Raw genomic sequence first — 21,216 nt, 5'->3', positions numbered from 1 at the left:
GGGAGGCCGTCGTGCCCTCGAAACCTGTCCAGCCGAGCCGAGCGGGAACGGTCCCCTGGCCCGCCGACCTCGTCGCGCGGTACGTCGCCGAAGGCCACTGGAAAGGCCAGGCACTCGCCTCGCGATTCGTCGATGCCGCGGCCGCGACCCCGGACGACGAGGCCCTGACCGACGGTGACTTCCGGCTGACCTACGCCGAGCTGCTGTCCCGTGTGGACGGTGCCGCCCAGCGGTTGCGCGCCCTGGGCCTCCGACCGGACGACCGGCTGCTCTTCCAGCTGCCCAACGGCTGGGAGTTCGTCGTGCTGACGCTGGCGTGCTTCCGGCTCGGTGTGATCCCGGTGATGGCGCTGATCCAGCACCGCAGGCACGAGCTGTCCTATCTGGCCGAACTGTCCGAGGCGCGCGCGATCGCCGTGCCGGACCGCGTGAAGGACTTCGACCACCAGGAACTGGCGGCCGGGATCGCCGCCGGGGCCGAGACGATCGAGCACGTCATCGTCGCCGGGGACGTCCGTGACGGCCACGTCGACCTGCGCGCGCTGTGCTCCCCGGCTCCGGACCCCGCGGCGGCGCGCGCCGAACTGGACGCGTCGGCACCCGACCCGCGCTCGGTCGCGCTGCTGATCCTTTCCGGCGGTACCACGGGTTTGCCGAAACTCATCGCGCGCACCCACGACGACTACGCCTGCTACGTCGACGGATCCGCCGACGCTTTCGGCTTCGACGCTTCGTCGGTGTATCTCGCGGTGCTGCCGTTCGGGCACAACTACCCGCTCAGCGCGATCCTCGGCGTACTGTGGGCCGGCGGCCGGGTGGTGGTCTCGCCGTCGCCGTCCGCTCGTGACTCGCTGGGCGCGATCGAAGCCGAACGGGCCACGGTGACGTCGGTGGTACCGGCGATCGTGGTGCGCTGGCTCGAGTACCGCGAGGCCGACCAGCATCACGACCTGTCCTCGTTCGAGGTGCTGACCCTGGGCGCCGCGCGGCTGCAGGACCAGCTGGTGCGCCAGATCAGCTCGGTGTTCGGCTGCACCCTGCAGCAGGGCTACGGCATGGCGGAGGGGCTGACCAACCTCACCCGGCTGGACGACCCGTTCGACGTCACCTGCGACACCCAGGGCCGCCCGATCAACCCGGCCGACGAACTGCGGGTGGTCGACCCTGACGGGAATCCCGTCCCCTCGGACGAGCAGGGCGAGCTGATCACACGCGGCCCGTACACGATCCGCGGGTACTACCGCGCGCCCGAGCACAACGAGCGCGCCTTCACCCCGGACGGGTGGTACCGCACCGGTGACGTCGTGCGGCTGCGCCCGGACGGCTACGTCGTCGTCGAAGGGCGCACCAAGGACGTGATCAACCGCGGTGGCGAGAAGATCGCGGCCGAGGAGGTCGAATCCTTCGCCTACCAACTGGATTCGGTGGAGATGGCGGCGTCGGTCGCGATGCCGGATCCGGTACTCGGTGAGCGCGGCTGTCTCTACGTCGTGCCGACGCCCGGCGCTTCGGTCGAACTGCGGGACGTCATCGACGTCATGGAGACGGCGGGGGTCGCCCGGTTCAAACTGCCGGAGCGGCTGGTGATCGTCGACGCGATGCCGCGCACCCCGATCGGGAAGATCGACAAGAAGGTCCTGCGGGCGGACATCGCGCGACGGCTGGAGGAAGAAGCCGCCTGAGGCGCGACAGCCACGGTAAGTACATGAAGGCCCCCTTCCTTGCGCTGGGCGCAAGGAAGGGGGCCTTCATGTACTTACAAAGCCGGAAAAGGGTCGCAGAATGGGATAAGACGGGGGCCATACGGCGGTGCGAAGCTAGCAGGGCAGACGGATATCGGTCTGGGTTCCGCCGCGTGGCGTGGAAAGGCTCGAGCGCGGTTCACCCCATAGCTTTTGGGAGAAAGGACGCACACATGAGCGTTACCACAACGCGGAAAGGCGGGCCGCCCGCAGCCGCGGCGAAGCCCGCCAAACAACGCTATCTCGCCGTCGACGGCCTGCGCGGGGTCTGCGCGCTGGCACTGCTCTTCACGCACGTCGCGATGATCGCGGGGGTGCTGGGCACCAAGGAACTCGGCGGCACGATCGCTTCGACCAGCGCGGTCGGCGGATTCTTCACCGGCGGCCTGCAGATCTTCGCGGGCGTCTTCTTCGTGCTGACGGGGATGTTCGTCTACCAGGGCTTCGCGAAGTCGATCATCAACGGCACCCCGCGCAAACGCGAAGGCACGGTGATCCGGCGTGTGCTGCGCCTGCTCCCCGCGTACTACGTGATGTACCTCGTGGTGCTGGTCGCGCTGAACCTCCAGCAGGTCGAAAACCTGTGGGACGTCCTCCGTCCGATGCTGCTGCTGCACATCTACGACTGGGACGGCTGGAGCAACGGCATGGAGATCACCTGGACGGTGCCGGACATGGCGCAGTTCTATCTCCTGCTGCCGCTGCTGGCCTGGGCCACCTTCAAGTTCGCCTCCCGTGGCAAGACCGCGCGGGCGCGGGCGTACCGGATGATGCTCCCGGTGCCGTTCCTGTTCGCGGCCGGTGTCGCCTGGCTGCTGTACTCGCAGATGAACGGCCTCGGCACCCGCGCGCTGTTCTGGTACCCGATGGGCCTGATGCCGGAGGTCGCGATCGGCATGATCATCGCGATCTGGCTGGAGCTGCAGAAGGCGTCGCCGAACGAGGCGCCCAAACTGCTCACCTTCGCCGGCCGTCACCGTGTCCTGTTCCTGGGTATCGCGATGACCTGCCTGCTCATCAACTGCGCCCGCCCCGGCAGTGAAATCGGTATGGACGATTACTACAGTCTCACCGCGCTCGGGATCTTCTACGGACTCTTGGCCATTCTCTCGGCGACCCTGTTGCTGTCGATGGTCGCGCCCGGACCCGAGTCGCGCCTCATCCGCGCGGTGTTCACCAACCGGGTGATCCTGTTCATCGGCAAGATCTCCTACGGGATCTACCTGTGGCAGTTCGCGGTGATGCATTTCTACCTGCAGAAGCCGGACGCCTATTTCAACGGGGAGCCGATGCCGTTGATGATGATCCGTGCGGGTACCGGGTTCTGGGAGCTGCAACTGGTCGCCCTGGTCGGCACGATCATCCTGTCGACGATCTCGTACTACCTGATCGAACGGCCGCTGATGAACTGGGGTGAGCGGGTCATCAAGCGGCGCGCCGCCCGAAAGGCGGCCACCCTGCCGCGACCGCGTGAGGAATCGGTCCCGGTGTAGTCCGTCGCCATCGGACCCTCCGGCCTGGCGTCCGCAACCCGCGGACGCCAGGCCGTTTCCGTGGCAGTACCCGGAGGTACGTCGTGTCCTTTTCCGCTCCTCTGAACGGTTTCCGCGTCCTGAGCGCCGGATCCGGCCCGGCCGTCGAGACAGCTCTCGACAGATTGCGGATGCTTGACGCCGACGTCGGTGCGGCACGCCCCGGCGTGCTGAGCGTGAGCGGACCGGGTGTTTCGGTCGAGGCCGGTCTGCTCGGGCCGTTCCCGGAAAACCTCCTTCAAGCCGACTTCGGGATCATGGCACTGCACGGCCGGTCCGAAGCGCAGCCGCGGCCGCTGGGCGTCGACTACGTCTCGGTGCTCACGGGGATGGCCGCCGTCCAGGGCGTTCTGGCCGCGACTTTGGCTCAGCTGCGTGGAAACCCCGTGTCGCGGATCGAGATGAGCGCGGACCGCGTCGCGATGATGGCGGTCGCGCAGTACATCGCCGCCGCCACCGCGGACGAAGATCCCGAGGGGCCCGAGGGCGTCCCATCGACGGCGCGGCCGCCGTTCGTTTCCTCCGACGGGATCGCCTTCGAGATCGAAGCCTTCAGCAGCGATGCCTGGCAAGGGTTCTGGGCTTCGCTGGGAGCGCCGGAACGCGCGGTCGGACAGGGCTGGCGGCCGTTCCTTCTCCGCTACGAACGGGCGTCGGTGTCGCTTCCGCGCGAACTGCACGAAGCGGCCGAGGATTCCTCGTTCGAGGAGATCGGATCGATCGCCGCGTCGACCGGGATGCACATCTGTCCGGTGAGGACAGTGGAAGACCGGCGTGCCGACCCCGACGCGGGCTCGCCGCCGTGGTCGTTCCGTGCCGGCCGGGCGGCGCCGCCCGGATCCGGCGCCGATACCGGACCGCCGCTCGCCGGGATCCACATCGTCGAGTCGACCCGGCGCGTGCAGGGTCCGATGGCCACCCGGCTGCTGTCGCTGCTCGGCGCGACCGTCACCCGGATCGAGCCGCCAGGCGGTGACCCCCTGCGGGGCATGCCGCCGATGGCGGGTGACTGCTCGGCGAAGTTCCGCGTGCTCAACGACGGCAAGCGGATCGCCGAGATCGACTTCAAACAGCCGTCCGGACGGGCCGAGGTGCTGGACCTGGTCCGTGAGGCCGATGTCTTCCTGCACAACTGGGCGCCGGGCAAGGACGTCGAGCTCGGCCTGGACGCGGCCACGATGCACGCGGTGAACCCCGGGCTCGTGTACGCGACCGCGTCCGGCTGGGGCGACGCGCTGGGGGAGAACCCGCCCGCGGGGACGGACTACATGGTCCAGGCGTATTCCGGGCTGGCGGACGCACTGACCCCGGCAGGCGCGCCGCCGCGGCCGACGTTGATGATCATGGTGGACATCGCGGGCGGATTCGTTTCGGCGGAAGGGATCCTGGCCGCACTGGTGGCACGTCAGCGCTTCGGCCGGGGCGGCGAGGTCGCGACGTCCTTGCTGGGCGCGGCCGACGCACTGCTGCGCGAGCCGTCGCCCGCCGCCGTCGACGGTGTCTTCGCGGCGGCCGACGGCCTGCTCGCGATCGTGACCGAGGACGTCGCGGCACTGTGTTCGGTCCTGGAGATTCCCGTTCCGTTACCAGAAGAACTGCCGGACGCGATCACCAAGGCGCTGGGCGCGTGGCCGGTGGCGGAATGGGAACGAAGGCTGGGCCCGGTCGCGATGCCCGTCCGGCGCGATCTGCGCACGCTCGTCTCGCGCCGTCCCACGCGGTTCGAGCAGAACGGCTGCGCGATCGCTACTTCACCATGGACTTTTTCGTAGTCCGTGGCAGCGCAGGAGATGTTCACCCCGTGAGAGTGCTGCGATCATGGGACGCGACAGATGGTCCGGTCGGCGGAGGAGCTTCGTGATGGGTGGGAACACGCTGGGCGTGCTGGGCTCCGACGTCAAGGTGGGATTGTCCGACGGCACGAAGATCGCCTACGCCAACCTGGACTACGCGGCGAGCGCGCCGTGCCTGCGCGAGGTGGCAGACGTGGTGGGGGAGCTGCTCCCGTACTACGCGAGCGTGCACCGGGGCGCGGGCGCGCTTTCCCAGCTGTGCACGGAAAAGTACGAACGCGCCCGCGAATCCGTCACCACGTTCCTCGGCTGCCGCCCGGACGACGAGGTGGTGTTCACCCGCAACACCACCGACGCCCTGAACCTGCTCGCACACGTCGTGCCGCCGGGCACCGTGGTCGTCACGTTCGAAGGCGAACACCACGCGAACCTCTTGCCCTGGAACGAAGTCGTCCGGCTCTCCGCGCCTTCGTCACCCGAGGAGGCGGTCTCGGCCGTCGCGGAGGCGCTCACCGGGCTGGGCTCCGGGCGTCCGATACTGCTGGCCGTCACCGGCGCGTCCAATGTGACCGGTGAGGTCTGGCCACTGGCCGAACTCGCCGCCACCGCCCACCGCTTCGGCGCCCGCATCGCGGTGGACGCCGCCCAGCTCGCGCCACACCGGCGGATCGACATCACCGCCCTCGACCTCGACTACGTGGCTTTCTCCGGCCACAAGCTGTACGCCCCCTTCGGAACCGGCGTGCTCGCGGGCAGGGCCGACTGGCTGGACGGCGCGCGGCCGTACCTCGCGGGCGGCGGGGCCACCGCGCACGTCGGGGACGCACCCGGTCAGGTCGACTGGGCGACCGGTGCCGCGCGACACGAGGCGGGCTCCCCGAACGTCATCGGCGCGGTGGCCCTCGCCGCCGCGTGCGATACCCTCGCGGCGGCGGACCTGGACACGATCCAGTCCGAAGAGGACACCCTGATGACCCGTTTGCACGACGGCTTGGCGGAAATCCCCGCGGTCCGGGTGCTGGGTGCGGGCGGCCGCTGGCCGGACAGGCTGGGCATCGTCTCCTTCACCGTCGACGGTGTCGAGACGCGCACGGTGTCCACCAGGCTGGCCGCGGAGTTCGGCATCGGCGTCCGCGACGGCCTGTTCTGCGCCCACCCGTTCACCCGGCGGTTGCTGGAGCAGGCGGGCACGACCGCGCCGACGGCGGTGCGCGCGAGTATCGGGATCGGCACGACCGAGGACCACGTCGACCGCTTGATCACCGGAATCCGGACCATCGCCGGATCCTGAACGCGCGAACCCGCAGTGGACTCTGAATTCAAAAGGCGAATTCGAGTGACTTGAACCTCCCAAAGAAGTCGGTCGCTCGATCGCCAAAGCCAACCCGGACGCCAGCCCCGAACAGTTGGCGAACCTGGTCGAACAAGCGGTCAAGGACGGCAAAACGGTGGTCATCGACAAGAACGACACACTGGTATCGTCCAGCGAATCGACTCCTGGCGAGACTCGCGAAACCAAGAACAAGCCTTGGCCCACGGACAATCCGGGGCGCAACGACGACCACGACCCCGGTCAACCCTCGGCGACTCCGGACCAATACCGACCATGCGCTTGATAGTGACTCTGCTCGCCCTTCTCGCTCTCGTGGCGGGCTGCGGCACGAGCACCCCAGGAGTGACAGTGGAATTCGACGACAGCCTCGAGAAATCCATCGGCGACCTCGCCAGGTCAGGCGGCTCGCGGCCGCTCAAGGAACTGGCGCCCGGCGATTGGACGTCAGTGCAGGTCTTCACCGGCCCCGCCTCCGGTGCGCGAATCGAACGCGAACTCGGCAGGCCCGTCACCGTCGAGGGCGATGGCACCCACAGCGGCGACTACGTCCAGGACGGCAATCTGCTGGTGTTCGACCGCGACGGTGCCATCACGCGGATGGTCAGCCTCGGCACTCTCGCCGCCCTGGGCGACGGGAAGTACCGCGCGGACGTCGTACTGAAGGCGCAGGGCGGGGCCATCACGATGACCGACCCTGACGGCCGCCCCGCGGGTCGTTGATCACGGTTCTGAGCCGTCAGTGCCCGCGCGCTGCGGCACATCGTACGTAGCCAGCTCGGATGAAGATGAGCCTTGAACGCATCGTTACCGGGTGCTCAAGCCGATCTCCTTGCGTCGACCGGCATCGGTCGCGACGAGCCTGCGGGATTCGCCTTCGTCGTGATGTGCCCCCGGCAGGATTCGAACCTGCGACACCCGCTTTAGGAGAGCGGTGCTCTATCCCCTGAGCTACGAGGGCATGTGCTGCCGGGCACAGCCTACCGGGTGACCGGCCCCGGCAGGGCACGAGGGCACCGTCACATCGGAAGGGCATGCGGCCGGCGAGGTGAACGCCGCGAAACCCCCGAACGGCGGTAGCGCTCAAACGAGCGCCCGGCGCAGGCCGGTGGGACCGGCCGAACCCCGCCAGTGGCCGCCTAGTGACACTCGACCTGCGGATCCGTCCCGGAGGACGCACACTCAACCCAGGCAAACAGGGTCTGAATCGAAAGCTAGATCGACACAGATGACCCGCACGGGTCACTCGTACGTGTCTGGTTTCGAAACCCTGAACAACAGTAGGTAATCTTCGTTAACGGGACGCGAGACGCCGCTCCCCCGGCTGCCGGAGGGCTTCGTTGATCAAGCTCATGTTCGCCGACGACGAGGAACTGGTCCGTTCGGGCCTGCGTGCCATGATGTCCGGCGCTGCCGACATCGAGATCGTGGGCGAGGCGAGCGACGGGAGATCAGCGGTCGAGGTCGCCCGGCGGTACCACCCTGACGTCGCCCTGCTCGACATCAAGATGAGGGCGCCTGACGACGGTATTCGCGCGCTCAGGGCCATCCTCGCGCTGCCGGATCCACCGACGGTGGCCATGTTGACCACGTTCGACATCGACGATTACGTCAGTCTCGCGCTCAGGCTCGGGGCCAACGGCTTCCTGCTCAAGGACATCGACCCGGCGGCGCTGCTCAGGGCCGTCCGGGACCTCGCCAGGGGTGGCGCGGTGCTGGACCCCGGGGTCGCGGCGCGCATGGTGCAGTCGCACCGGGACGAGCAGCGGGCCGCGCAGCCGGCGCGCAAGCTGCTCGCGTCGCTGTCCGAGCGGGAGCGTGAGGTCGTCGGGCTGATCGGCCAGGGGTTGTCCAACGCGGAGATCGGCGGACGCCTCCACCTGTCCGAGGCCACGGTCAAGGGCTACGTCTCGGCAGTCCTGTCCAAGATCGGCGCGGCGAACCGGGTGCAGGCCGCGCTGCTGGCCTACCGCGGTGGCCTGCTCGACCAGTAATGATCCTCACCGCGCTCGAGTTCCTCGGCTTGATCGCGTTCGCCGCTTCGGGGGCGCTCGCGGCGGTGCGGTCCAGGTTGGACGTCTTCGGAGTGGTCGTCGTCGGGCTCACCACGGCGCTCGGCGGCGGGATCATCCGTGACGTCCTCCTGGGGATCACGCCGCCCACGACCCTGCGGACCTGGCCTTATCTCGCGGTCTGCGGGGCGACGGCGCTGGTCGTGTTCGTGTTCCATCCGCAGATCGCGAAGCTGCGGCGCGGCGTGCTGCTCGCCGACGCGCTCGGGCTCGGGGTGTTCGCGACGGCGGGTACCACCATCGCGTTGAACGCGGGCGCCACTCCCTACGCGGCGTGCCTGATCGGGATGACGACGGGTATCGGTGGAGGTGCGGTGCGTGATCTCCTGCTCCGGGAAATCCCGCTCGTGCTGCGGAAGGAGATCTATGCGGTCGCGGCGCTCGCGGGGGCCGTGCTCGTCGTGATCGGTCACTCTCTGCGACTGCCGCCGGGGCCGGTGACGGTCGTAGCAGCTGCCGTCGTCGTGGGGGTTCGGATGCTCGCTTTGTGGCGCAGATGGAACGCACCCGTTGCAAAAGGGCCCGAGACCGGCTGAAACGTCTTGTGGACTGCTCGATTTCCTTTGTTTGTTCTGTGTGTGTTCTTAGGCGAGTCTCAGCACGCTGCGTAAGACTGTGGCCATGCGCATCCTCGTAGTGGACGACGACAGGGCCGTCCGTGAATCACTCAGGCGATCCCTTGAGTTCAACGGGTACCAGGTGGAACTGGCCGGGGACGGCGCGCAGGCCCTGGAAGCGATCATCGCCAACAGACCCGACGCGATGGTCCTCGACGTGATGATGCCACGGCTCGACGGCCTGGAAGTCGCCCGACGCCTGCGAAGCACCGGTGACGACCTGCCGATCCTCGTGCTCACGGCGCGGGACACCGTGTCCGATCGAGTGTCCGGTCTCGACGCCGGCGCCGACGACTACCTCCCGAAGCCCTTCGCGCTCGAAGAGCTTCTCGCTCGCCTTCGCGCGCTTCTGCGCCGGGCGATCCCGGACCCGCAGGCCGGGCAGAACGCCGAGATCCTGGCGTTCGCGGATCTCACTTTGGACCCGGGGACGCGCGAGGTGCGCCGGGCGGGACGGGAGATCAGTCTCACGAGGACCGAATTCGCGCTTCTCGAGCTGTTCCTCTCCTACCCGAAGCACGTCCTGACCCGTAGCCGGATCCTGGAGGAAGTATGGGGATACGACTTCCCGACGTCGGGCAACGCGCTGGAGGTCTACGTCGGCTATTTGCGCCGAAAGACCGAGGCTGGGAGCGAACCGAGGCTGATCCACACGGTGCGGGGAGTGGGCTACGTGCTGAGGGAAACCCCGCCGTGACCGAGCCGGTCCGGGTCGTCGGCGAGTCCGAAAAGGATCCGCGCGGCGACCGCTGGAGCACGCGGCGCTTCTCGCTCCGCGGCCGGGTGACGCTGCTCGCCGCCGTCTCGGTGGCGGGCGCGGTGGCGTTGGTGTCGCTCGGCGCGTATCTCGTCGTGAAGGAGAACCTCTACCAGCAGGTGGACGACAACCTGCGCGCCCGCGCGCAGGCCGCGGTCGACTCGCCGCAGGTGCAGACCGAACTGCAGCAGGTGCCCGGTGCCTTCCTCGCCAGCGCGGACCTGCAGATCGGCCAGCTGACGGTCGGGGAGAAGATCCGGCTGACCTATCCGCAGTCCGGAAGCCGCCCGCCGTACGGCGAGGACGAGATCGCGGTCGCCACCGGCGACAAGGCGTTCTCGCTGCGCACCGACCCGAAGACCGACAGCCGGGTCGTCGCCCTCCCGCAGGGGCCGGGGCAGGCGATGGTGCTCGCGCAGTCGCTCGGCCCGACCAAGCGCACCCTGAACGAGCTTTCGGTGGTCCTGTTCCTGATCGGCGGCGCCGGGATCCTGGTCGCCGCGGCCGCGGGAACGGCCGTCGCGAGAGCGGGGCTGCGGCCGGTCGACAGACTGACGTCGGCGGCGGAACGTGTCGCCACCACCGGCGACCTGCGGCCGATCCCGGTCAGCGGCGACGACGAACTCGCCCGCCTCACGCAGAGTTTCAACACGATGCTCGGCACGGTCGCCGAATCGCAGGAACGGCAACGGCAGCTCGTCGCGGACGCCGGCCACGAACTCCGGACGCCGCTGACGTCGCTCCGCACGAATCTCGAACTGCTCCTGTCCGCGAGCAGACCGGGCGCGCGCACGCTGTCCGACGAGGACCGCAGCGACATCGAGGCCGACATCCGCGGCCAGCTCGACGAGCTGACCCAGCTGATCGGCGACCTCGTCGAACTCGCGCGCCAGGACGAGCCGCGGATCGAGCACGAGCGGGTCGAGATGGTCGACGTCGTCGAGCGCGCGCTCGACAGGGCACGCCGCCGCGCGGGCGAGATCGAGTTCGATGTCTCGCTCCAGCCGTGGGTGCTGACCGGCGACACCAGCGCGCTGGAACGCGCGGTGCTGAACCTCCTGGACAACGCGGTGAAGTTCTCGCCCGAGGGCTCGACGGTCGGGGTTCGGCTGTACCCGGTCGGCGACGGCACCGCGGTGCTCGAAGTCGAGGACGCAGGGCCGGGGATCGCCGACGAGGACCTTCCGAAGGTCTTCGACCGGTTCTACCGCTCTTCCGAAGCGCGAACGCTGCCCGGTTCGGGGCTCGGCCTCGCCATCGTCCAGCACGCGGCGCAGCGGCACGGCGGCGGCGTCTACGCGGGACGCGCTCCCGCGGGCGGCGCGCTGATGACCCTGCGGCTCCCGGGAGCCCCTGCTTGATGAGTGACTACGACAAGGGCCTCGAACTGCTCCGGCTTCTCGGCGGCGTCGAGGATCCCGCCGTGTTGAACTTGTTCGACGCCGTCCAGGCGGCGGACTACGGCAGAGAAGCGGTCGCCTTCGTCTACGGCGGCGTCTACCAGCGGCCGGGGCTTTCGCTGGCACAGCGGCAATGGGTGACGGTCGCCGCGCTGGAGACCTTGGGCTACGCGCAGGCGCAGCTCGAGTTCCACAAGACCGCCGTGGCGAAGGTCGGCGGCGACCTGGAGCAGGACGACGACACGACCCGGCGGCTCAAGTCGATCGCGGAGCACACCGCGAACGGCGGAGTGGCGCCGGAACTGGCCGAAGTCCTCCGGGAAGCGCGCGACGCGGGGGAGTTCGGGGCCGCCGTCGAGGCGATCCTGCATCTCGCCGTCTACGTGGGTTTCCCCGCCGCGCTCAACGCGCTCGGCGTCGCCCGTACTCTGACGGGTGATGAGCACCGAGAACGCGCCTGAGATGCCGCCCCGCCGTCTGCTGTGGACACTGCTGGTGGCCGCGGTGCTGCTGGCGGCCGACCAGCTGACCAAATGGTGGGCCGTCGACGCCCTCACCGGCCGCGCGCCGATCCCGGTGATCGGCGACTTCATCCGCTTCCGGCTGCTCTACAACCCGGGCGCGGCGTTCTCGCTGGGCTCCGGTTCCACCTGGATCTTCGCGATCCTGGCGGCGGTTGCGGTGGTCGCGCTGCTGTGGATCTCGCGCAAGGTCCGTTCGGCGGGCTGGGCGATCTCGCTCGGGCTGCTGCTCGGCGGCGCGACGACGCACCTGGGCGACAGGCTGTTCCGCGATCCCGGTTTCGCACGTGGTCACGTCGTCGACTTCATCGACTACAACGGCTGGTTCGTCGGGAACGTCGCCGACATCGCGTTGTTCTTCGGCGCGGTCTCCCTTTTCGTGCTCAGTTTCCGCGGCGTCCCGATCGAGGGCGTCAAAGAGACTGAGGCGGAGTAACGAGACAGAACTCGTTTCCCTCGGGGTCGGCGAGAACGACGACACCGTCTTCGGGGCTCGCGAGCACCTTCGCGCCCAGGGCGACGAGCCGTTCGACGTCGTCGTCCGCCAGGTCCAGGTGCATCCGGTTCTTGACGACCTTGGATTCCGGGACCAGGTTGAAGAACAGCCGCGGTCCCGCCGTGGTTTCGACGAGTACCGAAGGATCGTCTTCGGGGCCGGAGAGCCCCAGCGAACGAAGGTGCTCGAGCTCGTCTTCGTCATAGGGTGCGACCTCGTAGCCGTCGAGCGCGGCAGCCCAGAAACGGGCGAGCGAAGCCGGATGGTGGCAGTCGATGACGACGTCGCGAAGCCTGGCCATGGACACATGCTGGCAGGTGGATCCGCTCGTCGCGCCATGTTTGATCGTGTAGGATTTTGTGTAGTTAATCCAGGGGAGGCTTCGTGCTTGCGCGGCAACGACAGGCAGTGATCCTCGAGGAGGCGCGCCGGACCGGGGCGGTCCGGGTCAGCGACCTCGTCGCGAGGCTCGGCGTTTCCGACATGACGGTGCGCCGCGATCTCGACGTGCTCGCCGGGCGAGGCCTGGTCGAGAAGGTCTACGGCGGCGCCACCTCCATCGTCGGCAAAAGCACCGACGAGCCCGGTTTCGAGGCCAAGTCCGTGCGTCAGCGCGCACAGAAGGAGGCCATCGCCGCCGTCGCGGCCGGGCTGGTCCGGCCGGGCACCGCGATCGGCATCTCCGCGGGCACCACCACCTGGACGCTGGCGCGGGCCCTCGACGAGGTCCCCGGCCTGACGATCGTCACGAACTCCATCCAGGTCGCCGACGTGCTGCGCGGTGCGAACCAGCCGGATCGCACGGTGGTCCTCACCGGGGGCGTCCGCACCCCGTCGGACGCGCTGGTCGGGCCGGTCGCCGTGCAGAGCCTGCGTTCGCTGCACCTGGACGTCGTCTTCCTCGGCGTGCACGGGATGGCCGACGGTCCCGGTTTCACCACGCCGAACCTCACCGAATCCGAAACCGATCGCGCGCTGGTCGAAGCGGGCCGCAAGCTGGTCGTGCTGGCCGATCACACCAAGTGGGGCATCGTCGGCATCTCCACCATCGCCGGGCTCGAAGAGGCCGACGTCGTCGTCTCGGACGACGGCCTGACCGACAACGCAAGGGAAACGCTCACCGAGCAGGCGGGTGAGCTGATGATCGCCGAAACGGCGGAGACGGCTGAGGCTGAAGAAGCGTGAAGCGCACGGTAAGGCACCTGGCCGACGGCCGGGAGATCATCTATTTCGACTCGCCGGGCGCGCCCGAACGGACCGCCGAGGACACCCGTGACCTCCCTCAGGTCGCGGCGGCGTCGGAGATCCGGCGCGATCCGCTGACCGGGGAATGGGTGGCCATGGCCGCGCACCGGCAGACGCGGACGTACAAGCCGCCCGCCGACCTGTGCCCGCTGTGCCCCACCAAACCCGGGAAGCCCAGCGAGATCCCGGAGCCGGACTACGACGTCGCCGTCTTCGAGAACCGCTTCCCTTCCTTCGCGCGCAACGTCCTCGGCGACGCGTCCACAGTGGACGGCGCGGGGCTGGTGCCGGTCGCGCCGGGTGTCGGCCGGTGTGAGGTCGTCTGCTTCACCAGCGACCACGATGGCTCCTTCGCCGGGCTGACGGCGAAGCAGGTCCGCGCGGTCGTCGACGCCTGGGCCGACCGCACCGCCGAACTGTCCGCGATGGACGGTGTCGAGCAGGTCTTCCCGTTCGAGAACCGCGGTGAAGAGATCGGCGTGACGCTGCATCATCCGCACGGCCAGATCTACGGCTACCCGTTCGTCACGCCGAAGACCGAGCGGATGCTGGAGGTCGCGCGCGCCTACGCGGCCGAGCACGGCCGTCCGGTGATGGGCGACGTCCTGGCCGCCGAGCGGGAATCCGGGGCGAGGGTCGTCGTCGCGGGCGAGCACTGGACGGCGTTCGTGCCGCCCGCCGCGCGCTGGCCGGTGCAGGTCCAGATCGTGCCGCATCGCCAGGTGCCCGACATCCCCGCGCTGTCGGACGCCGAGCGTGACGAGTTCGCCGACGTCTACCTCGAGGTCCTTCGCCGCTGCGACGGGCTCTACGACCGGCCACTGCCCTACATCGCGGCCTGGAACCAGGCGCCCGCCAAACGCGATCGCGAGCTCGGCTGGCTGCATCTGGAGGTGTTCTCGGTCCTGCGGTCCAAGGACAAGCTGAAGTATCTGGCCGGGTCGGAGTCCGGGATGGCGGTGTGGATCAACGACGCCACGCCCGAGCAGATCGCCGAAAGGCTGCGAGCCACCCGCTGACGGGGCCATACTCATGTGCGATGCACAGCTTTGGCTCAGGAACTTCTCAGGACCATCCCGCAAGGTAGAGACATGACCGAGAACGACCCCAGCGGCCAGAACGCCGAGCAGGCGCGGCCGGCCGGCGCTCAGCCGGACGCGGAGCAGAGCGCGAGCTGGGCCGCACAGCCTGCCCAGCAGCAGCCTGACGCGACCGGCCTCGGCGGCCACGCCACTCCGCACACCGGAGCGCAGCAGGCCTACACCCCGGACCAGCAGTACAACCCGTGGTCGCCTCAGGCACAGGCGCAGCCCCAGCAGACACCCTCCCAGCAGATACCGTCCCAGCACGCGCAGTCTCACCAGGCCCAGTCCCACCAGACCCAGGGGCACCAGATCCCGGGGCAGCAGGCGCCGTACGGGCAGCAGCCGGGCCCGTCGGTCTACGCGGTCCCGCAGCAGCGCCAGGGCTCGAAGTCCACGTCGGGCAAGCTGCTCGCCGGTGTCGCGGCGATCGCGCTGGTGGTCGGTGGCGTCGCGGGCGGCACGGTCGGCTTCCTGACCGCGGATTCCTCCGGTGGCTCCTCCGTGAACGCGCTCGACGCGCCGAAGCCCGCCCAGCAGACGGGTAACTTGCCCGCCGGTTCGGTCGAATCGGTGGCGCAGAAACTGTCGCCGAGCGTGGTCGAACTGCAGGTCTCCGGCCGATCGGGAGCGGGCGAGGGCTCCGGCTTCGTGCTCAGCACCGACGGCTACGTGCTGACCAACAACCACGTCGTCGAGGTCGCCGCCGGTGGCGGGCAGATCCAGGCGGTGTTCCAGGACGGAAAGAAGGGCACGGCGACCGTCGTCGGCCGCGACCCCACGACGGACATCGCCGTGGTGAAGGTCAGCGGCGTCAGCGGCCTGACCCCGGTGGAGCTCGGCCGGTCCGACGACCTGCGGGTCGGGCAACCGGTGGTCGCCATCGGTTCGCCGTTCGAACTGGCGGGCACGGTCACCTCGGGCATCGTCAGCGCCCTGAACCGGCCGGTGAGCGCCGGCGGCAACGGTGACCAGACCACCGTGATGTCGGCGGTGCAGACCGACGCGGCGATCAACCCCGGCAACTCCGGCGGCCCGCTCGCGAACATGGCGGGCCAGGTCATCGGCATCAACTCGGCGATCTACAGCCCGAAGTCCAGCCAGGGCCAGGGCGGCGAGAGCGGTGGCAACGTCGGCATCGGCTTCGCGATCCCGATCGACCAGGCACGCCGCACGGCCGACGACATCATCAACACCGGCCAGGCGACGCAGACCTTCATCGGCGCGCGAGTGCAGACGGCGCCGACGGGCGGAGCGCAGCTCGGTGAGATCTCGCCGGGCAGCCCCGCGGAGAAGGCGGGCCTCAAATCCGGCGACGTCGTGACGAAGCTGGACGACCGGTCGATCCCCAACGCGGACGCGCTCGTCGCCGAGATCCGCACCCGGGCGCCGAACGACAAGGTCAAGTTCACCCTCGGCGGTGACAAGGTGGTCGAGGTGACCCTCGGCGGCCAGCCCGTCACCCCGAACTAAACGCTCGGCCGCAGTGCGCGGCCGAGACCAAACCCCGGCTCGAACCCCCAGCGGGCCGGACCCAGAGGCCACGCGCGACCGGCTGCCAATCCCGGTCGCGCGTGGCCCTTTTTCGGGGGTAAGGCAAAGGTGTCGTGTTCGCGAGCGGGTCGCGCTCGCGCTGAAGGCTCCCACCGCCGCGTGCGATGCCGAGCGACCATGTCGCGAAAGCCACTTTCGGGACATCAGACGTCCCGAAAGTGGCTTTCGCGACACCCCGACCCGCCCCCCAGGTTTGCCCTTCCCCCTCTACCGCGTTTTCCGGAACAGCGCGGCCACGAGCACACCGAGCCACACGACGGCGAGGGTGAGCAACAGGCCGGTGAGGGTGTCGGCATCGTGCAGCCCCGGGTTCCGGGCGCCGCCGAAAGGCCGCCACAGCAACGGAACCGCGAGCAGCGTCAGCACCCCCGTGAGGACCGCGCCCGTTTTGACCGGGGTCTTCCAGCGTTCCGGGAGGAACCTGCTCAGCGCGAGCCCGGCGGCACCGACCAGCGGCGCGACCAGCAGGTCGTGCACCAGCGGTCCGCCGGCGAGCCAGCCGAGCGTCCCGAAAACGTCCGGGCGCAGCGGGAACGCGTATTCGGCGAACAGCACCGCGCCCCAGGCGAGCGCGCCGAGGCCGGGCAGGAACAGCAGCAGCCGCAACGTTTTCACAGCGTCTCCAACCGGGTGACCCATTTCGTCTGCAAGACGCCGGGGCGGTTCGGGGCGATGATCCGGCACGGGAAGCCGTGGTCGGCGTCGAGGATCTCGCCGTTGAGTTCGAGCGCCAGCAGGGTGAGCCCGTCCCCGGTGTGCTCGCCGGGCAGTTCGCTGATCCCGTAGATCCCGCCCTTCTCCAGCGAGAACACGCGGACCGGCGTGCCCGGCGCGCTTCCGGCGTCCCGCAACAACTCAGGCAGCGAGACGCCGCTCCAGTGCGCGGATTCGCTCCAGCCCTCGACACACGCGATCGGGAGTTCGGCGGAAGTCCGGGGAAGCGCGCGGAGTTCGGCGAGCGAGTAGGTTTTCGTGCCTTTCGGGGTGATCACCGAAAGGCGCCAGTTCGGGTCGTTCGCCGCTTCCAGGACACCGGCCGCCGCGGCCGTCCGGTTGACCGGCAGGCCTTGCGGCCCCTTGTCGCTTCGCCATGACAACCCAGAAACGTTACGCAGCAACGGAACCGTCGCGCCCGCCGTCGCGACGACGGCGACCCCCGCGGCCAGCCAGGTCGTGCGGAGGAAGGCGCGCCGCGAGGGTTCCGGTCGCTGGGTGAGCGAGCGGCGGACTATCGGCAGTTTCACCGCGACGTGCACCAGGATCGAGCCGATCGCCACCCACGCGACCGCGTAGTGCAGCTGCGGGAAGTAGAAGTTCCACGGATAGTTCTGCGCGACGTTGAACAGGCCGGTGACGAGTTCGAAGAAGGCGGCCGCGGACAGCACCAGGATCGACAGCCGTTCGAGCGCGTGCGGCAGGGAGCGGACCACCGGCCGTTCGAACAGTTTCGGGTAGACGCTCCAGAGTTTGGCCAGCAGCAGGGGAATCGACGCGATCCCGGAGACGACATGCGTGCCCTGCGTGACCCGGTACAGCCACACCGGGCGGCTCGGCCAGCCGAACCACGACGGCGGATGCTGGATGAGATGGCTGATCAGGCCGGTGACGAAGCACAGGGTGAACGTGACGGCGAGGGCGAGCCCGATCCGGGACGTCACCCGTTGCGAAGGTGAGTTCATGCTTTCTCCAGGCAGGCGAACCAGCGGTGGCCGCGGCGGGTGGCCCAGGCGACCCGGAACGCGCTCCGGGCGGCGAGTCCGGCGATCGCTTCGACGCCGACCCACGCCCAGGTGAACCAGTTGCCGCCGTCGGGCCCCAGGCGGACCTGGTCCTGACGGACGCCGCGGCCGGGCGGGTCGAGCTCGACGAGCACCGTCCCGCCGTCCGCGATCAGTTCCGCCATGCGGGTCAGCAAGCGCAGGGGATCGCCGCCGATGCCGATGTTCCCGTCGGCGAGCAGGACATGGCGCCAGCGTCCCTCACCGGGGACGGGCTCGAAGACGTCCCGGTGCAGCGCGGCGGCGCCCCGGGCGTGGGTGAGGCGGACGGCGGTGGCCGAGATGTCGACGCCGAGCGAGGCGACACCGCGTTCGGACAACGCGGCCGTGAGCCTGCCGGGGCCGCAGCCGACGTCGAGGGTCGGGCCGGCACAAGCGTCGAGGAGGACATCGTCGCCGTCGCAGGGAATGGCCGTCCAGCGGTCCACCGGCAGGTCGACACGTTCGCCGGTCGCCAGTTCCAGCCAGCAGCGGTGGCCGAGCAGGCCGCGGTCGAAGGCGGTCACCGGACTTCAGCGACCGCTCGGGCGAACCGGCCGCCGGGGATCTCCGCCGCGACGAGACGCGCGTCGGAGATGGTGTCCACATCGGACAGTGTGGGCAGGATGCCCGGGCTCAGGCCGATGCCCGCCAGCGCGCGCAAGGTCTGGAGTCCGGTGTCTTCGCGGGACATCGGGACACCCGCGAGAGCCTTGGCGTGCAGGGGATCCTGGAGTCCCAGCGCCCACCAGCCGCCGTCGTGCGCGAGTCCGAGCACGGAATCCTCGGTTTCCAGAGGTTGCGCAGCCTCGGTCAGGAGCGCGGGAGTGACCTGCGGGGTGTCCATCCCGATTTGCAGCACCGGTTCCCCGGGGCGGCGGGCATCGGCGTGGGCGTTGACGAGACGGACGTCGAAACCGTCGCCGCGCTGGGGGATCACCTCCGTTTCCCGGAGTGCGGTGGCGATTTCCGTGCCGCGAGTGGCCTTCCCGAGGTCGCCGGTCATGGCGACGACCACGCGCGCTCCCGGGGTCAGCAGCGCGGCGTCGAGGGTGTCGAGCAGCGAGGCGGCCGCGATCTCGGCGGCCTGTTCCGGCTTCGCGGGCGGACAGAGCCGCGTCTTGGCGAAACCGGGCACGGGCGCTTTGGCGACGATCAGCAGACAGAACGTCATCGGCTCAGCACCCGCCCGAAATCCCGGGTGGCGCGGAGGGTCCCGCGCAGCGAGCCGGAGACCTTCGACTTCGTGCCCTTGGCGCGTTCGCCGTAGGAGACGTCGAACTCGGCGACCCGCCACCCCGCGCGCTGGGCCTTGATCAGCAGTTCGAGCGGGTAGCCGAAGGCGCGATCGGTGACGCCGAGATCCAGCAGCGCCCGCCGCCGGACGGCTCGCAGCGGGGCGATGTCGCGAACCGGCAATCCCTTGCGCCGTAAGAGGGACGAGACCAGCGCGTTGCCCGCTCTCGCGTGCCACGGCCAGACGCCGGGACCGCTCGGCACCCGCCGCCCGACGGCCAGCTCTGCGCCGGCGAGGCCGTCGACCAGCATCGGCAGTTCGGCGAGGTCCAGGGAACCGTCGGCGTCGGCGAAACAGACGACGTCCGCCGTGGCCGCCTCCAGCCCGGTGTGGACCGCGGCGCCGTAGCCGCGCCGGGGTTCGTGGACGACCTTCGCCCCGAGCCCGGCCGCGATCCCGGCGGAACCGTCGCTCGATCCGTTGTCGACCACGATCGCCCGGTAGCGTGCGGGCAGGGCCGCCAGTACCCCCGGGAGGGCACCGGCCTCGTCGAGACAGGGAAGTACGACGTCAACCTGGTCATCGTTCACGCAACGCACGTTAGGTCCGTAATGGACGGACGAGAACCCTTGTGATGCTTACCGAATCCTGACATCCGCGAAGTTCTTACCGAGTTCTGACGGACCTTGTTCCAAGGCCGCCGCGGCGCGGGAACACGGTTATGGTGCCGGTGATGTCCACTGTCACCGCCCCTGTCCGCACGGGTCGCCGCGCCGACCTGATCGCCGTCGCGCTGGCGATGCTCGTCGTCGCCGCGGCGATCGCCGTCGGCCTCTACTACAACCGCCCGGGTTCCGGCGTGGTGATCTACGCCTTCGCGCCACCGCTGTTCGGGCTGTGGCTGCCCCATGTCGGTCCGGGCTCGGTCGCCGCCGTCGTGCTCGCGATCCTCGTCGTCACCAAAGGTCCCTCGCTCGCCGCACGGCTGCGCTGGCGGCCGTTGCTCGCGCTCGGCTACGTGGCCGCGCTGGCGTGGACGTTCTCGCTGGCGATGATCGACGGCTGGACCCGCGGCTTCACCGGCAGGCTCACCACGGAACACGAGTACCTGCACGAAGTCCCGGGGATCACCGACATCCCGAAGATGCTGAGTGAGTTCTCCTCGCGCATCCTGGACTACCAGCCGGACTCGTGGACGACGCACGTCTCCGGGCATCCGCCGGGCGCGACCCTGGTCTTCGTCTGGCTCGACAGGCTCGGCCTGCACGGCGGCGCCTGGGCGTCGACGCTCGTCGTGCTGGTCGGCTGCCTGGCCGTGGTCGCGGTGCCGGTGACGCTCTCCGCACTGGGCAGGCAGGACGCCGCGAGGACGGTCCTGCCGTTCGCCGTCCTGACCCCGGGCGCGATCTGGATCGGGGTCTCCGCGGACGGGCTGTTCGCCGGGGTGACGGCGACCGGGATCGCGCTGCTGGCGCTCGCCACGCGGCGGCGGATCCTCGCGCTCCCCGGCGGTCTGCTGCTCGGGTTCGGGCTCTTTCTCTCGTACGGCCTCGTACTGCTGGGGGTGATCGTCCTGGCCGTCGTCGTGCTGACGCGCCAGTGGCGGATCCTGCTCCTCGCCCTGGCCGGGGTGGCCGCGGTCGTGGTGGCGTTCGCGCTGACCGGGTTCTGGTGGCTCGACGGCTACCACCTGGTGGTCGAGCGCTACTACCAGGGGATCGCGACGCTGCGCCCGTACTCCTATTGGGTGTGGGCGGATCTCGCGGCGGTGCTGATCGCGCTCGGCCCGGCCGTGATCGCCGGGACACGCCGCGCCGGGGCGGCGTTCCTGGGCGAGCCGAAACGGTCGTTCCGCGACCCGGTCGTCCTGATCGTGCTGGCCGCGGCGCTGACGATCGCGTTCGCCGATCTGTCCGGCCTGTCGAAGGCGGAGGTCGAACGCATCTGGTTACCGTTCGAGGTGTGGCTGCTGCCCGCGGTGGCGCTGCTGCCGTCGCCCGGACGGCGGTGGTGGCTCGCCGCGTCGGCGGCCACGGCGCTGGTGGTGAACCATCTGGTGCTGACGAGCTGGTGAGGTGGGC

The 21,216-nt window shown here is 69.5% G+C and carries 21 protein-coding genes and 1 tRNA gene; 15 read left to right on the top strand and 7 right to left on the bottom strand.

Features of this window, described 5'->3' with window-relative positions; all coding sequences use genetic code 11:
• Positions 1-11 precede the first annotated feature (11 nt).
• The 5 genes from ACLJRM_RS27820 to ACLJRM_RS27800 all read left to right on the top strand — a co-directional run bounded on the left by ACLJRM_RS27820 (position 12) and on the right by ACLJRM_RS27800 (position 7,120).
• Positions 12-1,682 (top strand): (2,3-dihydroxybenzoyl)adenylate synthase, encoded by a 1,671-nt coding sequence (locus ACLJRM_RS27820; RefSeq protein ID WP_410664694.1) that lies wholly within the window; start codon positions 12-14, stop codon positions 1,680-1,682.
• 233 nt (positions 1,683-1,915) lie between these two features.
• Entirely contained in the window at positions 1,916-3,235 is a 1,320-nt protein-coding gene (locus ACLJRM_RS27815; RefSeq protein ID WP_410664693.1) for an acyltransferase family protein, read from the top strand.
• A gap of 83 nt (positions 3,236-3,318) precedes the next feature.
• The gene (locus ACLJRM_RS27810) at positions 3,319-5,046 is read left to right on the top strand and encodes a CoA transferase (protein WP_410664692.1); all 1,728 of its coding nucleotides are present in this window, start codon (positions 3,319-3,321) and stop codon (positions 5,044-5,046) included.
• Positions 5,047-5,134: 88 nt separating this feature from the next.
• A complete protein-coding gene (locus tag ACLJRM_RS27805) occupies positions 5,135-6,358 on the top strand; it encodes an aminotransferase class V-fold PLP-dependent enzyme (RefSeq protein ID WP_410664691.1) in 1,224 nt (407 codons plus the stop codon).
• Between the two features lie 315 nt (positions 6,359-6,673).
• Entirely contained in the window at positions 6,674-7,120 is a 447-nt protein-coding gene (locus ACLJRM_RS27800; RefSeq protein WP_410664690.1) for a hypothetical protein, read from the top strand.
• A gap of 165 nt (positions 7,121-7,285) precedes the next feature.
• Here ACLJRM_RS27800 and ACLJRM_RS27795 read toward each other — a convergent pair.
• A tRNA-Arg gene (locus tag ACLJRM_RS27795) sits at positions 7,286-7,358 on the bottom strand.
• Between the two features lie 379 nt (positions 7,359-7,737).
• Between ACLJRM_RS27795 and ACLJRM_RS27790 the strand changes: the two genes are divergently transcribed.
• The 6 genes from ACLJRM_RS27790 to lspA all read left to right on the top strand — a co-directional run bounded on the left by ACLJRM_RS27790 (position 7,738) and on the right by lspA (position 12,200).
• Entirely contained in the window at positions 7,738-8,391 is a 654-nt protein-coding gene (locus ACLJRM_RS27790) for a response regulator (protein WP_005155565.1), read from the top strand.
• Positions 8,391-9,005, top strand: coding sequence for a trimeric intracellular cation channel family protein (locus ACLJRM_RS27785; protein ID WP_101610702.1), 615 nt, complete (start codon positions 8,391-8,393; stop codon positions 9,003-9,005). The genes ACLJRM_RS27790 and ACLJRM_RS27785 overlap by 1 nt, the downstream gene beginning before the upstream one ends.
• An 85-nt stretch (positions 9,006-9,090) precedes the next feature.
• Positions 9,091-9,783: a response regulator transcription factor gene (locus ACLJRM_RS27780; protein WP_101610701.1), complete on the top strand. Its 693-nt coding sequence runs from the start codon at positions 9,091-9,093 to the stop codon at positions 9,781-9,783.
• A complete protein-coding gene (locus ACLJRM_RS27775) occupies positions 9,780-11,204 on the top strand; it encodes an ATP-binding protein (protein ID WP_410664689.1) in 1,425 nt (474 codons plus the stop codon). Before ACLJRM_RS27780 ends, ACLJRM_RS27775 begins: the two co-directional genes overlap by 4 nt.
• Positions 11,204-11,704: a carboxymuconolactone decarboxylase family protein gene (locus ACLJRM_RS27770; RefSeq protein WP_410664688.1), complete on the top strand. Its 501-nt coding sequence runs from the start codon at positions 11,204-11,206 to the stop codon at positions 11,702-11,704. Before ACLJRM_RS27775 ends, ACLJRM_RS27770 begins: the two co-directional genes overlap by 1 nt.
• A complete protein-coding gene (lspA, locus tag ACLJRM_RS27765) occupies positions 11,682-12,200 on the top strand; it encodes a signal peptidase II (protein ID WP_101610698.1) in 519 nt (172 codons plus the stop codon). Before ACLJRM_RS27770 ends, lspA begins: the two co-directional genes overlap by 23 nt.
• Here the strand turns inward: lspA and ACLJRM_RS27760 are convergent.
• Positions 12,178-12,561, bottom strand: coding sequence for a VOC family protein (locus ACLJRM_RS27760; RefSeq protein ID WP_410664687.1), 384 nt, complete (start codon positions 12,559-12,561; stop codon positions 12,178-12,180). The two genes, lspA and ACLJRM_RS27760, sit on opposite strands and share 23 nt — an antisense overlap.
• Positions 12,562-12,644: 83 nt before the next feature.
• Here ACLJRM_RS27760 and ACLJRM_RS27755 point away from each other — a divergent pair, with 83 nt between their 5' ends.
• The 3 genes from ACLJRM_RS27755 to ACLJRM_RS27745 all read left to right on the top strand — a co-directional run bounded on the left by ACLJRM_RS27755 (position 12,645) and on the right by ACLJRM_RS27745 (position 16,060).
• Complete coding sequence (locus tag ACLJRM_RS27755; protein WP_101610696.1) at positions 12,645-13,445, top strand: DeoR/GlpR family DNA-binding transcription regulator; 801 nt, start codon at positions 12,645-12,647, stop codon at positions 13,443-13,445.
• Positions 13,442-14,524: a galactose-1-phosphate uridylyltransferase gene (galT, locus tag ACLJRM_RS27750; protein ID WP_410664686.1), complete on the top strand. Its 1,083-nt coding sequence runs from the start codon at positions 13,442-13,444 to the stop codon at positions 14,522-14,524. Before ACLJRM_RS27755 ends, galT begins: the two co-directional genes overlap by 4 nt.
• Positions 14,525-14,596: 72 nt before the next feature.
• Positions 14,597-16,060 carry a trypsin-like peptidase domain-containing protein gene (locus ACLJRM_RS27745; protein WP_410664685.1) on the top strand — a complete coding sequence of 488 codons (1,464 nt, stop codon included), beginning with the start codon at positions 14,597-14,599 and terminating at the stop codon, positions 16,058-16,060.
• 288 nt (positions 16,061-16,348) lie between these two features.
• On the opposite strand, the gene ACLJRM_RS27740 is transcribed toward ACLJRM_RS27745, so the two are convergent.
• The 5 genes from ACLJRM_RS27740 to ACLJRM_RS27720 are packed head-to-tail and all read right to left on the bottom strand — an operon-like array spanning position 16,349 to position 19,725.
• Positions 16,349-16,756, bottom strand: coding sequence for a hypothetical protein (locus ACLJRM_RS27740; protein ID WP_410664684.1), 408 nt, complete (start codon positions 16,754-16,756; stop codon positions 16,349-16,351).
• Positions 16,753-17,820 (bottom strand): molybdopterin-dependent oxidoreductase, encoded by a 1,068-nt coding sequence (locus tag ACLJRM_RS27735; RefSeq protein WP_410664683.1) that lies wholly within the window; start codon positions 17,818-17,820, stop codon positions 16,753-16,755. The genes ACLJRM_RS27740 and ACLJRM_RS27735 overlap by 4 nt, the downstream gene beginning before the upstream one ends.
• Positions 17,817-18,425, bottom strand: coding sequence for a methyltransferase domain-containing protein (locus tag ACLJRM_RS27730; RefSeq protein ID WP_410664682.1), 609 nt, complete (start codon positions 18,423-18,425; stop codon positions 17,817-17,819). The genes ACLJRM_RS27735 and ACLJRM_RS27730 overlap by 4 nt, the downstream gene beginning before the upstream one ends.
• Positions 18,422-19,072, bottom strand: a complete 651-nt coding sequence (locus tag ACLJRM_RS27725) for a DUF2064 domain-containing protein (protein WP_410664681.1) — start codon at positions 19,070-19,072, stop codon at positions 18,422-18,424. Before ACLJRM_RS27725 ends, ACLJRM_RS27730 begins: the two co-directional genes overlap by 4 nt.
• On the bottom strand, positions 19,069-19,725 hold the full coding sequence (locus tag ACLJRM_RS27720; RefSeq protein WP_101610689.1) for a glycosyltransferase family 2 protein: 657 nt from the start codon (positions 19,723-19,725) through the stop codon (positions 19,069-19,071). Before ACLJRM_RS27720 ends, ACLJRM_RS27725 begins: the two co-directional genes overlap by 4 nt.
• Positions 19,726-19,856: 131 nt before the next feature.
• On the opposite strand from ACLJRM_RS27720, the gene ACLJRM_RS27715 reads away from it, so the two are divergent.
• Positions 19,857-21,209 (top strand): hypothetical protein, encoded by a 1,353-nt coding sequence (locus ACLJRM_RS27715; protein WP_410664680.1) that lies wholly within the window; start codon positions 19,857-19,859, stop codon positions 21,207-21,209.
• Positions 21,210-21,216 lie beyond the last annotated feature (7 nt).

Source organism: Amycolatopsis sp. lyj-84, assembly GCF_046549075.1.
Taxonomy (GTDB): domain Bacteria; phylum Actinomycetota; class Actinomycetes; order Mycobacteriales; family Pseudonocardiaceae; genus Amycolatopsis.
Note: the sequence above shows the minus strand (reverse complement) of the source record. Positions and strands in the feature narration are given on the sequence as shown.